The organism is Methylobacterium sp. Leaf104 (assembly GCF_001422885.1).
Taxonomy (GTDB): domain Bacteria; phylum Pseudomonadota; class Alphaproteobacteria; order Rhizobiales; family Beijerinckiaceae; genus Methylobacterium.
On sequence record NZ_LMMZ01000001.1, the window covers coordinates 772,636 to 784,969 of the forward strand.

At 65.5% G+C, this 12,334-nt stretch carries 16 protein-coding genes; 12 read left to right on the forward strand and 4 right to left on the reverse strand.

Going from position 1 to position 12,334, the window contains the following annotated elements; all coding sequences use genetic code 11:
* The first annotated feature begins 40 nt into the window (after window positions 1-40).
* From ASF49_RS03615 to pufC, 6 genes are all read left to right on the forward strand, one after another.
* On the forward strand, window positions 41-256 hold the full coding sequence (locus tag ASF49_RS03615) for a hypothetical protein (RefSeq protein WP_056467693.1): 216 nt from the start codon (window positions 41-43) through the stop codon (window positions 254-256).
* A gap of 202 nt (window positions 257-458) precedes the next feature.
* Entirely contained in the window at window positions 459-680 is a 222-nt protein-coding gene (gene pufB, locus ASF49_RS03620; protein ID WP_055956020.1) for a light-harvesting antenna LH1, beta subunit, read from the forward strand.
* Between the two features lie 14 nt (window positions 681-694).
* Complete coding sequence (gene pufA / locus ASF49_RS03625; RefSeq protein WP_018043293.1) at window positions 695-883, forward strand: light-harvesting antenna LH1, alpha subunit; 189 nt, start codon at window positions 695-697, stop codon at window positions 881-883.
* Window positions 884-994: 111 nt separating this feature from the next.
* Entirely contained in the window at window positions 995-1,819 is an 825-nt protein-coding gene (gene pufL, locus ASF49_RS03630) for a photosynthetic reaction center subunit L (RefSeq protein WP_056467695.1), read from the forward strand.
* Between the two features lie 27 nt (window positions 1,820-1,846).
* Window positions 1,847-2,839 (forward strand): photosynthetic reaction center subunit M, encoded by a 993-nt coding sequence (gene pufM / locus ASF49_RS03635; RefSeq protein WP_056467699.1) that lies wholly within the window; start codon window positions 1,847-1,849, stop codon window positions 2,837-2,839.
* A complete protein-coding gene (gene pufC / locus ASF49_RS03640) occupies window positions 2,836-3,945 on the forward strand; it encodes a photosynthetic reaction center cytochrome PufC (RefSeq protein ID WP_056467702.1) in 1,110 nt (369 codons plus the stop codon). The genes pufM and pufC overlap by 4 nt, the downstream gene beginning before the upstream one ends.
* A gap of 105 nt (window positions 3,946-4,050) precedes the next feature.
* Here the strand turns inward: pufC and ASF49_RS03645 are convergent, their stop codons facing one another.
* On the reverse strand, window positions 4,051-4,410 hold the full coding sequence (locus ASF49_RS03645; RefSeq protein WP_056467705.1) for a c-type cytochrome: 360 nt from the start codon (window positions 4,408-4,410) through the stop codon (window positions 4,051-4,053).
* Between the two features lie 194 nt (window positions 4,411-4,604).
* Between ASF49_RS03645 and ASF49_RS03650 the strand changes: the two genes are divergently transcribed.
* The 6 genes from ASF49_RS03650 (at window position 4,605) to ASF49_RS03675 (ending at window position 10,547) form a co-directional block, all read left to right on the forward strand.
* Entirely contained in the window at window positions 4,605-4,856 is a 252-nt protein-coding gene (locus ASF49_RS03650; RefSeq protein ID WP_056467708.1) for a helix-turn-helix domain-containing protein, read from the forward strand.
* Between the two features lie 194 nt (window positions 4,857-5,050).
* Window positions 5,051-6,373: an MFS transporter gene (locus ASF49_RS03655; RefSeq protein ID WP_056467711.1), complete on the forward strand. Its 1,323-nt coding sequence runs from the start codon at window positions 5,051-5,053 to the stop codon at window positions 6,371-6,373.
* Window positions 6,374-6,450: 77 nt separating this feature from the next.
* The gene (locus ASF49_RS03660) at window positions 6,451-7,335 is read left to right on the forward strand and encodes a LysR substrate-binding domain-containing protein (RefSeq protein ID WP_056467714.1); all 885 of its coding nucleotides are present in this window, start codon (window positions 6,451-6,453) and stop codon (window positions 7,333-7,335) included.
* A 135-nt stretch (window positions 7,336-7,470) separates the two neighbouring features.
* Window positions 7,471-8,832 (forward strand): glucarate dehydratase, encoded by a 1,362-nt coding sequence (gene gudD / locus ASF49_RS03665; protein ID WP_056467718.1) that lies wholly within the window; start codon window positions 7,471-7,473, stop codon window positions 8,830-8,832.
* Between the two features lie 43 nt (window positions 8,833-8,875).
* Complete coding sequence (locus tag ASF49_RS03670) at window positions 8,876-9,640, forward strand: HpcH/HpaI aldolase family protein (protein WP_056467721.1); 765 nt, start codon at window positions 8,876-8,878, stop codon at window positions 9,638-9,640.
* A 22-nt stretch (window positions 9,641-9,662) separates the two neighbouring features.
* Window positions 9,663-10,547: a 2-hydroxy-3-oxopropionate reductase gene (locus tag ASF49_RS03675; protein ID WP_056467724.1), complete on the forward strand. Its 885-nt coding sequence runs from the start codon at window positions 9,663-9,665 to the stop codon at window positions 10,545-10,547.
* 22 nt (window positions 10,548-10,569) lie between these two features.
* On the opposite strand, the gene ASF49_RS03680 is transcribed toward ASF49_RS03675, so the two are convergent.
* From ASF49_RS03680 to ASF49_RS03690, 3 genes are read right to left on the reverse strand one after another with little or no spacing between them, the layout of a single operon-like run.
* The gene (locus ASF49_RS03680) at window positions 10,570-11,424 is read right to left on the reverse strand and encodes a shikimate 5-dehydrogenase (RefSeq protein ID WP_335338452.1); all 855 of its coding nucleotides are present in this window, start codon (window positions 11,422-11,424) and stop codon (window positions 10,570-10,572) included.
* A 2-nt stretch (window positions 11,425-11,426) separates the two neighbouring features.
* A complete protein-coding gene (locus ASF49_RS03685; RefSeq protein WP_056467727.1) occupies window positions 11,427-12,005 on the reverse strand; it encodes a hypothetical protein in 579 nt (192 codons plus the stop codon).
* A gap of 52 nt (window positions 12,006-12,057) precedes the next feature.
* Window positions 12,058-12,297, reverse strand: coding sequence for a hypothetical protein (locus tag ASF49_RS03690; protein ID WP_056467730.1), 240 nt, complete (start codon window positions 12,295-12,297; stop codon window positions 12,058-12,060).
* Window positions 12,298-12,334: the final 37 nt, after the last annotated feature.

A 12,334-nucleotide genomic window follows, 5' to 3' on the forward strand; every position in this document is an offset into this window, starting at 1 on the left:
GATGCGCCCCGCCGCGAAACGCCAGGAGGAGACTCATCCCATGCAACGTTCGCTGAATCCGGTGTCGCGCCTGCATCAGGACGAGGTCCAGTTTCGGATCATCCTGGCCTCCACCTATCCCTTCTTCCTGGTCGCCGCACTCGCGCAGCGTGTGATTCCCCAGGCCAAGAGCACATTGCCGCAGCAACGTCGCTCGGTCTTCGCGGAGGCGCGGGCGATGGCCGTCTCGGCGATCCCCTTCGTCTTCATGGGGTGACCCTCCCCAGGCAGGAACCGCAGTTCGCTGCGGCGCCTCCCTGACCTGTTTTGCCCTCGGGTCGAGGCCCTATGCCCGCCCCCGATCGACCTCCCGTCCGAACTGGCGGGAAGGACCGCCGAAGCCGCGCCGCGCGGCCGCAGGCGCACCCCGCCGTCTCCCGTCCCACGGGCGCGGCTAGTCAAAGCGGAGGTTTGAACCGATGGCCAATGGCATTGTCGAGAAACCGAGCAGCCTGTCCGGGCTGACGGAACCGGAAGCCAAGGAGTTCCACGCGATCTTCTTGACGAGCTTCATCATCTTCACGGCGATCGCCGTGGTCGCCCACATCCTCGTGTGGCTATGGCGCCCGTGGCTGCCCGGACCGAAGGGCTACGCCGCCCTCGAGACGGCGGCCCAGGGCGTCGTCTCCCTGCTCTCCTGAGAAGGACCCTCATCATGCACAAGGTCTGGCTTCTCTTCGATCCGCGCCGCACCCTGGTGGCGCTCTTCACCTTCCTGTTCATTCTGGCGCTGCTGATCCACTTCATTCTACTCAGCACCGACCGGTTCAACTGGCTGGAGGGTCCCAAGGCGCCGCGCGCCGCCAACGCGCAGACACTGGTTCTGCCGACGATGCCCGCCTGACCAGGCCGGCATCGAAAGCAGAGTACCTCGAAAACGGATGATCGGCGGGCTGGCCACGAGCCACCCGTCGACCATCGCCGACAAGTCTGGTGATGGGCCTGGGAGGTCGCGATGGCGATGCTGAGTTTCGAACGAAAATACCGCGTCCGCGGTGGCACGCTGGTCGGCGGAGATCTGTTCGATTTCTGGGTCGGGCCGTTCTATGTCGGCTTCTTCGGCGTCACAACGCTGTTCTTCTCTGTGCTCGGCACGGCCCTGATCATCTACGGCGCGGCGCTCGGGCCGACCTGGAACATCTGGCAGATCAACATTGCGCCGCCCGACCTGAAATACGGGCTCGCTCTGGCTCCCCTCCAGGAGGGCGGCCTCTGGCAGATCATCACCTTCTGCGCGGTGGGCGCCTTCTCCTCCTGGGCTCTGCGGGAGGTCGAGATCTGTCGTAAGCTGGGCATCGGCTACCACGTGCCCTTCGCCTTCTCGGTTGCGATCTTCGCCTATGTCACGCTGGTGGTGATCCGGCCCCTGCTGATGGGTGCCTGGGGACACGGCTTCCCCTACGGTATCCTCTCCCATCTCGATTGGGTCTCGAACACCGGATACCAGTACCTGCACTTCCACTACAATCCAGCGCATATGCTGGCGGTGACGTTCTTCTTCACGACGACGCTGGCGCTCTCGCTCCACGGCTCATTGATCCTGTCCTCTACCAATCCAGGCAAGGGAGAGGTGGTCAAGACCCCCGAGCACGAGGACACCTTCTTCCGCGACACTATCGGCTACTCGATCGGAACCCTGGGCATCCATCGGCTCGGCCTGTTCCTGGCCCTGTCGGCGGGTTTCTGGAGCGCGGTCTGCATCGTCATCAGCGGTCCGATCTGGACCCGTGGCTGGCCCGAGTGGTGGGGCTGGTGGCTCAATCTCCCGGTCTGGCGCTGATCTCGAAAAAGGGAGGCTCGCGACACCATGGCCTACTACCAGAACATCTTCTCCGAAGTTCAGGTCCGCCCGATCTCGCCGGACCTCGGCATCCCAGTCGACTCGAACAAGCGCTGGGGCACACCATTCAACTCCTACCTGTTCGGCCTCATCGGCAACGCCCAGGTCGGCCCGATCTATATCGGCTATCTCGGGGCACTCTCCTTCGCCTGCGGCCTGATCGCCTTCGAGATCATCGGCCTCAACATGTGGGCGAGCGTGAATTGGGACCCGATTCAATTCGTGCGCCAGCTTCCCTGGCTTGCCCTCGAGCCGCCTCGACCGCAATACGGCCTGCGGGTCCTGCCACCCCTGGCCGAGGGCGGGTGGTGGCTGATCGCGGGGTTCTTCCTCACCGCCTCGGTGCTGCTCTGGTGGCTGCGCCTGTTTCGCCGGGCCAAGGCACTCGGCCTCGGCTACCACGTGCCCTGGGCCTTCGCCTCTGCGATCTGGTTGTTCCTCGTCCTCGGCTTCATCCGGCCGGTGCTGATGGGGTCCTGGAGCGAGGCGGTGCCCTTCGGCATCTTCCCGCACCTCGACTGGACCGCCGCGTTCTCACTGCGCTACGGCAACCTGTTCTACAATCCCTTCCACATGCTCTCGATCGTCTTCCTCTACGGGTCGACGCTGCTCTTCGCGATGCATGGCGGGACCATCCTTGCTGTGAGCCGCTTCGGCGGCGAGCGTGAGATCGACCAGATCGTCGACCGCGGGACCGCAACGGAGCGCGCCGCCCTATTTTGGCGCTGGACCATGGGCTTCAACGCCACCATGGAGTCGGTTCACCGCTGGGCTTGGTGGTTCGCGGTCCTGACGACGCTCACCGGCGGCATCGGCATCCTGCTCACCGGCACCGTCGTCGACAACTGGTACCTCTGGGCGGTCAAGCACGGCGTCGCCCCGTCCTATCCGCAGGTCTATCCGCCGGTCATCGATCCGTTGAGCGTGTCGCCCACCACCATTCCCGGGGGAGCTCCATGAAGACCTTCTTCACCGTCCTCGGAGCCTCCATCGCCTTCTTTCTCACGGTGGCGATGGTGGGGTTGACCGATTGGGATCGACCGCCGCTGGCGGTCCATCAGAACGGCTTTCGTGGCACTGCGATGGCACAGGTCCATACCCGCGAAGGCGTCGAGGAAACCAAGGCGGCCAACCTCGCGCCGGCTCCCGCCGATCCGGCCGAGCCCGGCGAGGAACTCGCCGGCACGACCTACGAGAACGTCCAGGTCCTCAAGAACGTCAGCGTCAATGAATTCAATCGGCTGATGGCTTCGATGACCGAATGGGTCAGCCCCGAGCAGGGCTGTACCTACTGTCACAATACCGAGAACATGGCCGACGACAGCCTATATCAGAAGAAGGTCGCGCGCCGGATGCTGCAGATGACGCAGCACATCAACAGTTCCTGGAAGGACAATCACGTGGGTGGCGCCGGCGTGACCTGCTACACCTGTCACCGCGGGCAGCCGGTGCCGGCCAACATCTGGTTCACCCAGCCGGGTCCCAACCGGCCAGGCGGCTTCATCGCCCGCAACAACGGGCAGAACATGGCCGCGCCCTCGGTCGGCCTGGCTTCATTGCCCTACGATACGCTCACAGAGTATCTCGCCGACAAGAACATCGACAACAACGCGATCCGTGTGAACGCGACAACGGCGCTGCCGACGACGAAGGGCAAGCCGATCCAGGATGCGGAGAAGACCTACGGATTGATGATCCATATGTCGGAAGGTCTTGGGGTGAACTGTACCTTCTGCCACAACACCCGGGCGATCTCGAACTGGTCGCAGAGCACGCCCCAGAGGACCACCGCCTGGCACGGCATCCGGATGGTGCGGGACATCAACGGCAACTATCTTGAGCCGCTGCTGTCGACCTTCCCGCCGAACCGCCTCGGCGCCCTTGGCGACGTGCCGAAGGTGAACTGCACCACCTGTCACAACGGGGTCAGCAAGCCGCTGAACGGGGCTCACGTGATCGATGCCTATCCGGAACTCGCGAAATCCACCGAGACCGCGAGTGCGGCTGACCCCAAAGCGCCTGAAACGACAGCTCCGATGCAACAGCCGGTGCCGGCGCCGCAATAAATAATGCCGCCTTATGTATGAGGAGAAACGCCGCTGGGGCCATCCCAGCGGCGTTTCGATCTCTGACGATTAGGTTGGTGGAGGTCGGGGAAGACCTCTTCCGCCCTATTTCTTGGTCGCCAGGTAGGCGATCACGTCGTCGATCTTCTTGTCGTCGGGATAGCCGGCGAAGACCATTTTGGTTCCGGGCACCTTCGCCTTCGGATTCTTCAGCCACTCGTGCAGGTTGGCCTCGTCCCAGGTGATCCCGGCCCCCTTGAGGGCTGCCGAATAGGTGTAACCTTCCTCGGAGGCCGCCTTGCGCCCGACGACGCCCGTCAGGTTGGGCCCGACGCCATTCTTGCCGAACGCATGGCAGGCCTTGCAGGGAGCGAACGCCTTCTCGCCTGCTGCGGCATCGCCCTCCGCGTGCGCTGCCATCGGGAGTAGTGCGGCGAACAGGGCACCGAAGATCGTATACCGCATGGAGTTTCCTCTCAGATCACTTTGGTGACCTGACATACGTAAAGCGCGATAGCCGAAAGTAATCCGAACGATCACGGCGTTCACGGCAACGTGATGAACTTGGATCGGATTAATTCGGACATTCGTATAGGCGCCGACGGGCTCGATCACTACCCTAAGCAGATCGTGCGCAATCGATTGGATTGAGTGGAGCGATGCCGATCCAGCCGATCGACGTCTGTCAGTTTCTCGATCGCTCCGGATGGAGCCAAGCGCGCCTTGCCTGGGAACTCGGCATTAACCAGCCGCGGATCTCGCGCTTCATCACCGGTATGAAGAGGCCGAACCGCGAGCTGGAGCGCGTGTTGCAGGTATTCTTCACCGAGGATCCACGAGCCCGAAAGTCCTCGGGGAAGACCCTGACGGCGCCTCGATTCCCCGACGGCACGGGACCGGGCCTCCCGTAGAGCGGTGCCGATACCCCACGCTATCCATGCCGTTCCGGTATCGATCCATCCAGTCTTTGAGTTGGACGGGCAGCAGAAACGCGCCGTAGCCTTCGTCCTGCAAACGGTCGCCGAGGTCCCGCCAGGGCGCCGACGAGAATGACCGATGTCCACCGAGGCGAAGGCCGGGTGGTCCGCTCTCAGGGAGAGACGCCATGGGCGCCGGTCTGGTCATGACCGCGGCGAAGCGGAGCCGTGTACGGCTCCTCATCGTCACGATGCTGTTTATCGCCACCACCATCAACTATGCCGACCGCGCGACGCTCTCGATTGCCGGTCCATCGCTTGCTAGGGATCTCGGCCTCGACGCCGTCTCCATGGGTTACGTGTTCTCGGCCTTCGCCTGGTCCTACGTCCTTGCACAGCTGCCCGGCGGATGGCTCCTCGACCGCTACGGCGCCAAGTGGGTCTATGCCGCCGCCATCTTCCTGTGGTCGACTTTCACCCTGATGCAGGGGGCGGTGGGCTTCTTCACCGGCTTCGCCGCGGTCGCCGTGCTATTCAGCCTGCGCCTTCTCGTCGGTCTGGCCGAAGCCCCCGTGTTTCCGGCCAACGCGCGCATCACTGCGGCGTGGTTTCCCACCTCCGAGCGCGGCACCGCTTCGGCCTTCTTCAACTCGTCGCAATACTTCGCGACGGTGCTGTTCACTCCCCTGATGGGCTGGGTGGTGCACCATTACGGCTGGCACCATGTATTCACGCTGATGGGTGCCCTCGGCATCGCCTTCGCTCTGCTCTGGACCCAGGTGATCCATGGGCCGAAGGAGCACCCGGCGATCAACCAGGCCGAGCGTGACTACATCGAAGAGGGTGGGGCGCTGCTCGACATGGACGGGCGTGGGGCCGGTGCGCAGGCCGATGCGGGCAAAGCGATCAAACAGCTTCTCTCGAACCGCATGTTCTTGGGCATCTATATCGGCCAGTACTGTATCACCACGCTGACATACTTCTTCCTCACGTGGTTTCCGGTCTACCTCGTGAAGGAACGCGGCCTGTCGATCCTGCAGGCCGGTTTCGCCGCGGTGCTGCCGGCGCTCTGCGGCTTCATCGGCGGCATCCTGGGTGGTTGGCTCTCCGATCTGCTGCTCAAGCGCGGCTACTCGCTGACCGCCTCACGGAAAATTCCAATCGTCGGCGGTATGCTGCTCTCGATGAGCATCATCGGCTGCAACTACGTCCAGGCAGATGCCGTGGTGATCGGCCTGATGGCTCTGGCCTTCTTCGGCAAGGGCATCGGGGCTCTCGGCTGGGCGGTGGTCTCCGACACGTCGCCACGCTCTACCGGCGGTTTGAACGGTGGCCTCTTCAATACCTTCGGGAACACCGCCGGCATCACCACGCCGATCGCCATCGGCTACATCGTCCAGCAGACCGGGTCGTTCAACGGCGCCCTGGTATTCGTTGGCCTGAACGCACTCGTTGCGGTGTTCTGCTATCTCGTCATCGTCGGGGAGATCAAACGCGTGGAACTGCGCTAGACGGCGCCTTTTCCTCGGACCGGCATGGAACCGCGGCCGTGGGGAACCCCGCGGCCGCATCGTCGCTGCGAGGCGTGATGCTCGATTTCGGCCAACTCCGCTGCTTCGCCGCCGTCGCGGAGGAGCTGCATTTCGGCCGGGCCGCCGCTCGGTTGAACATGACCCAGCCGCCGCTGTCGCGGCAGATCCAGGTTCTGGAACGGGTTCTCGATGTCCAGCTTCTCGATCGGACAAGCCGTTCGGTACGGCTCACCGCCGCCGGACGCAGCTTCCTGCCCGAAGCGCTGCGGATCCTGAGACTCGCAGAGACGGCGACCTATGTGACGCGTCAGGTCGCTGCCGGACGGGCAGGCGTCCTCAAGCTCGGGTTCACTGCGGCCTCGGCCTACGATTTCCTGCCGCGCCTCGTCATCGCCTGTCGAAGCGCGATGCCGGAGGTGACCCTCTCATTGCGCGAGATGGTGACCAAGGATCAGATCGAGGCGATCCTCTCGGGCCAGATCGATGCAGGCTTCATCCGCCCGCCGGTCAACCATCCCGAACTCGAAGCCGAGCAGGCGCTCGCCGAGCCGCTGGTCGTCGCGCTGCCGGCGGATCATGCTCTGGCCGACCGAACGACCCTCGGCCTCGAAGACCTACGCAGCGAGTCCCTCGTGGGCTACGCGCCACATGAGGCGAGTTACTTCCACGATCTGCTGACCGGTCTCTTCGCCGGAGCCGGCCTGCAACCGCGCGTCGTCCAGCAACTCACCCAGATCCACTCGATCCTGGCCCTGGTGCGCGCCGGTATCGGGATCGCCCTGGTCCCGGCGGCGGCCGAGCGCCTGCGCTTCGAGGGCATCGCCTTTCGGCCTCTCACCCTTGCTGTGTCACGACCGGCCGAGCTTCACTTGGCCTGGAAGCGGGATAGCGATGTCCCGCTCCTGACTCATCTGCGCGCGCTCCTGCGAGAGCTGAGCTGAAACGGACCGGCGATCGATGCGATGTCGGCATCGATCGATCCATCCTTTGGCTTGGACCGACATCGTCGAGATTTCTAGAACTCTGGACGCCAGACGGTGCGCAGACGCCGCGGCAGTTGGTTCGGGAGAATGCTCATGGTCTTCGATTCGACAGCTCCATCTCCGCAAGGCGCCTCCCGCACCCCGACCGTGACCGCCATGAAAGTGGTGCCGGTCGCCGGTCGCGACAGCATGCTGCTCAACCTCAGCGGCGCCCACGGCCCGTTCTTCACGCGCAATCTCGTCATTCTCTCCGATTCCACCGGCGCCACGGGCCTGGGCGAAGTGCCCGGCGGCGAGCGCATTCGCCGCACGCTGGAGGATGTCCGCGACCTCGTCATCGGCCGGCCGATCGGCGATTGGCAGGCGGTGCTCAACGCGATGCGTACGCGTTTCGCCGATCGCGATGCCGGTGGCCGGGGTCTCCAGACCTTCGATCTGCGCGTGACCATCCACGCCGTCGCGGCCGTCGAATCCGCTTTCCTCGACCTGCTCGGGCAGTTCCTCGACGTACCGGTGGCGGCCCTTCTCGGTGAGGGCCAGCAGCGCGACGCCGTCGAGATGCTGGGCTACCTTTTCTATATCGGCGACCGCCGCCGCACCGATCTTCCCTACCGAGAGCCGGAGCACGGCGATGGCTGGTTCCGCCTGCGCGACGAAGAGGCCCTGACTCCCGACGCGGTGGCACGCCTCGCGGAGGCCGCTTACGAGACCTACGGCTTCAACGATTTCAAGCTGAAGGGCGGCGTCCTGTCCGGCGAAGAGGAGATCGCGGCGGTGACCGCGATCCACGAGCGCTTTCCGAAGGCACGCGTCACCCTCGATCCGAACGGCGCCTGGTCGCTGAGGGAGGCGATCGCGTTGTGTAAGGGCCGAGGCGACGTGCTCGCCTACGCAGAGGACCCCTGTGGCGCCGAGGATGGATTTTCTGGCCGCGAGATCATGGCCGAGTTCCGGCGTGCCACCGGCCTGCCCACCGCGACGAATATGATCGCTACCGACTGGCGGCAGATGAACCACGCCATCCAACTCGGCTCGGTCGACATTCCGCTGGCCGATCCGCATTTCTGGACTCTCGCCGGATCGGTCCGCGTCGCCCAGCTATGCCGCGACCACGGGCTGACCTGGGGTTCGCATTCGAACAACCACTTCGACGTATCGCTGGCGATGTTCACGCATGTGGCCGCCGCCGCGCCCGGCCAGGTCACAGCCATCGACACGCACTGGATCTGGCAGGACGGCCAGCGCCTGACGAAGGAGCCCCTGCAGATCAAGGGCGGCCTCGTGAAGGTGCCCGAGCGTCCCGGCCTCGGGATCGAACTCGATTGGGGCGAGGTGGAGGCCGCGCATGCACTCTACCAGCGCCACGGCCTCGGCGCCCGCGACGACGCCACGGCGATGCAGTTCCTGATTCCCGACTGGACCTTCGACAACAAGCGCCCCTGCCTCGTCAGATGACCCCTTCGTCCACGCGAACCGCAGAAATCTTGGAGACGCGACGATGACCGACATCCTCACCAACCGGTTCAAGTCGGCCCTGAACGCCGGAGAGCAGCAGATCGGCCTGTGGTGCAGCCTCGCAAGCCCGATCTCGACCGAGGTCGTCGCCGGTTCGGGGTTCGACTGGCTGCTCCTCGACATGGAGCACTCGGCCAACGACCTGCGCGACGTCTATGCGCAGGTGCAGTCGATGATGGAGAGCCGGGCCCACGCGATGGTTCGGGTGCCGAGCGACGAGCCCATCACCATCAAGCGCATTCTCGACACCGGTGTGCAGTCGCTGATGATCCCCAACATCGACGATGCCGACCAGGCGCGTCGCGCCGTCGCCGCGACGCGCTATGCCCCGCGCGGCGTGCGCGGATTCTCGCAGGCGCCCCGGGCCGCCCGCTTCGGCCGCATCCCCGATTACCATGCTCGCTGCGAAGCGGAGATCTTCGTCGCGGTGCAGATCGAGTCGCGCCGCGCCCTGGACAACCTGGAGGAGATCGCGGGTGTCGAGGGCGTCGACGGTGTCTTCATCGGACCCGGAGACCTCTCCACCAGCCTCGGCTACCTCGGCCAGCAGAACCATGCCGACGTCGTCAAGGTGGTGCAGGAAACCATCGCCCGCATCCGCGGCAGCGGCAAGCATGCCGGCATCCTCACCGCCAACGAGGAACTCGCCCATCGCTACATCGAGGCGGGCACCCGCTTCACCGCCGTCGGTTCGGATATGGGTCTGCTCGCCCGCACATCCGAAGCGCTCGCCGCACGCTTCCGCTGACGCAACCACCTGGGAGACGGACATGAACGTCGGATTCATCGGCCTCGGAATCATGGGCGCGCCCATGGCCGGCCACCTCATCTCTGGCGGACACAGCCTCGCCCTCAAGACTCGCCGGCAGGTCCCCGAGGCCTTGGTCTCGGCCGGCGGTAACGCCTGTGCGACCGCCACGGAGGTCGCGGAGCGCTCTGACGTCGTCATCCTGATGCTGCCCGACACACCCGACGTCGAGGCCGTGCTGTTCGGTGGGGACGGCGTCGCCGAGGGCGTCAAGCGCGGGACGGTGGTGGTCGACATGAGCTCGATCTCGCCCATCGCGACCCGTGACTTCGCGGCGCGCCTCGCCGAGAGAGGCGTGGAATACCTCGATGCGCCGGTCTCGGGCGGCGAGGTCGGCGCCAAGAACGCCGCGCTCTCGATCATGGTCGGCGGCAAGGCGGACGCCTTCGAGCGGGTGAAGCCGCTCTTCGACCTGATGGGCAAGACGGTGACGCATGTGGGCGACACCGGCGCGGGCCAGGTCGCCAAGGTCGCGAACCAGATCATCGTCGCGCTGACGATCGAGGCGGTGGCCGAGGGGCTGCTCTTCGCCTCGAAGGCCGGAGCCGATCCGGCCAAGGTCCGTGAGGCGATCACCGGCGGCCTCGCCACCTCGCGCATCCTCGAACTGCACGGCGAGCGCATGATCAAGCGGACCTTCGATCCGGGCTTCCGCATCGCCCTGCATCAGAAGGATCTGAACCTCGCCCTGGAAGGCGCCAAGTCCCTCGGCCTCGCCTTGCCCGGAACGGCGCTGGCCCAGCAGCTCTTCTCGGTCTGCGTGGCCAACGGCGCCGGCGACAAGGACCATTCCGCCCTCGTGCGCGCCTTGGAGATCATGGGCAATCACCCGGTGGCCGAGGGCTGATCGGCCGCGCGCCGTCGCCCGGTCAGGTCCGGGCGAAGGCCGCCGCGTCGGCCACCTGCGCAAGCGTCGGCGTCACGCCGGTGTAGCGGATGAACTGCTCGAGGCCCTGTCGCACGAGCACGGCGTGCCCCGTGATGCAGGACTTTCCCAGACGCTCCGCGGCGATCAGGAACGGTGTCCGCGAGGGTAGGGCGACGACATCGAAAGCGATCGAAGCGGCGACGATCGTCGGTTCCGGGAATGCGAGAGTCGCGGCATCCGGGCCTTCCATCCCGAGCGGTGTCACGTTGATGAGGAGCGGTGCCGTCCGGTCGCCAAGCTCGGTCGCGTGGGAGTATCCGTATCGTTCCGCCAGGGCAGCACCCGCCGCGCGGTTGCGCGCGACGATCGTCCCGTCCCGAAAATCGGCGTCGCGCAGGGCCGCCACGACCGCTTTGGCCATGCCGCCGGACCCGCGCAGGAGGAAGCGCGTCGCCGGATCGATGCCGTGCTGCGCCAGCAGGCCACGTACGGCGACGTAGTCGGTGTTCGAACCGGTGAGCCGGCCGCTTTCGTTCACGATGGTGTTGACGCTGTCGATCGCCTGCGCGGACGGATCGAGGGCGTCGAGGAGGGGGATCACCGATTCCTTGAACGGCATCGAGACCGCGCAACCGCGAATGCCGAGGGCGCGGATTCCGGCGACCGCTCCCGGCAGGTCGTTGGTGGCGAAGGCCTTGTAGATGTAGTCGAGCCCGAGAAGTGCGTAGAGTCGGTTGTGGAAACGGGAGCCGAAATGCCCCGGTCGCGCCGACAATGACATGCACAGGGTTGTATCGCGTCCGATCGGCGGACGCCGGGGGAGGGCTTCGACCCTGCGATCCACGTCGTCGACCACGCTCAGGGTCGGGGCTCCGCGAAGAATTTCGGGTTCAGGGCCGCGAGGGCGAGAAGGGGCGGGGGCATAATGACGCCGGCCACCCGCATGGCGCGAGCCGCCGCGCGGCAAGCGACTTGATCGTTCGCTCCAGCCGCCGCATCGAGTTGCGCCATGAGAGCCGGATCGGGTTTGGGGCTCGGCGCGGTGGCACCCGCCGGTGGCGGCGACTTGGCGGCAGCATTGGCCTGCGCAAGGACGGTCTTGCCGTCGCTGACGGGCGCCCGTGTGTCGCTGGTCGGAGCCTTCGTATCGGCGTTTGCCGGTCCGCTCAGACCGGATTTCTGCTGCGGATCACCACCGGCCGCCGACGGTTGTCCGTCGCTCTTGCCCGAGGCATTCGATACGGCTGTCGCCTGCTTCGGAGGCGTCGCGGCCTCCTGCTTCTTCTCCTCGGGCTTCTGCACGAAGACGACCAACTCCTTACACAGGTTCGCCGGCCCCTTCGAAACCTGCGCGGCCGCCGCGTCCTGGGCGTAGGCCGCGGGCGCCAGCACGGAACTCGACAGCAGCAGCGCGGCGATGGGCAGGTGTCGGATCATCTGCGGTCCCCTGAAGTCCGGGCTCTTGGTTCGGTGCGAGATCGTAGGAGGCTTAGGACCGCTTCGGATGTGACGGCTCGCCGGTCGCCTTGCCGTGAGCCGACTCGCTGGTGTCGTTGGTCCGCGGATCGCCGTTCCATTTCTCGCCGACCAAGTTCGTGCCCGGCTCCGACACGCGGGCGCCGGATGTCGCGAAGGCCTGGTAGGCGAACTTCTGATTGCTCGTCAGCGCGTACATGGCGACGACGCCGAGCCCGATGGCCGCGATGACGGCGAGGATGAAGGCTTTCATAATTGGGTTCCTCGTTGCCGTCCCGGCATCGTCAGGC

Coding starts and splice junctions, on each gene's coding strand:
- ASF49_RS03615 (WP_056467693.1), top strand. CDS start 41: ATGCAACGTTCGCTGAATCCGGTGTCGCGCCTGCATCAGGACGAGGTC.
- pufB (WP_055956020.1), top strand. CDS start 459: ATGGCCAATGGCATTGTCGAGAAACCGAGCAGCCTGTCCGGGCTGACG.
- pufA (WP_018043293.1), top strand. CDS start 695: ATGCACAAGGTCTGGCTTCTCTTCGATCCGCGCCGCACCCTGGTGGCG.
- pufL (WP_056467695.1), top strand. CDS start 995: ATGGCGATGCTGAGTTTCGAACGAAAATACCGCGTCCGCGGTGGCACG.
- pufM (WP_056467699.1), top strand. CDS start 1,847: ATGGCCTACTACCAGAACATCTTCTCCGAAGTTCAGGTCCGCCCGATC.
- pufC (WP_056467702.1), top strand. CDS start 2,836: ATGAAGACCTTCTTCACCGTCCTCGGAGCCTCCATCGCCTTCTTTCTC.
- ASF49_RS03645 (WP_056467705.1), bottom strand. CDS start 4,410: ATGCGGTATACGATCTTCGGTGCCCTGTTCGCCGCACTACTCCCGATG.
- ASF49_RS03650 (WP_056467708.1), top strand. CDS start 4,605: ATGCCGATCCAGCCGATCGACGTCTGTCAGTTTCTCGATCGCTCCGGA.
- ASF49_RS03655 (WP_056467711.1), top strand. CDS start 5,051: ATGGGCGCCGGTCTGGTCATGACCGCGGCGAAGCGGAGCCGTGTACGG.
- ASF49_RS03660 (WP_056467714.1), top strand. CDS start 6,451: ATGCTCGATTTCGGCCAACTCCGCTGCTTCGCCGCCGTCGCGGAGGAG.
- gudD (WP_056467718.1), top strand. CDS start 7,471: ATGGTCTTCGATTCGACAGCTCCATCTCCGCAAGGCGCCTCCCGCACC.
- ASF49_RS03670 (WP_056467721.1), top strand. CDS start 8,876: ATGACCGACATCCTCACCAACCGGTTCAAGTCGGCCCTGAACGCCGGA.
- ASF49_RS03675 (WP_056467724.1), top strand. CDS start 9,663: ATGAACGTCGGATTCATCGGCCTCGGAATCATGGGCGCGCCCATGGCC.
- ASF49_RS03685 (WP_056467727.1), bottom strand. CDS start 12,005: ATGATCCGACACCTGCCCATCGCCGCGCTGCTGCTGTCGAGTTCCGTG.
- ASF49_RS03690 (WP_056467730.1), bottom strand. CDS start 12,297: ATGAAAGCCTTCATCCTCGCCGTCATCGCGGCCATCGGGCTCGGCGTC.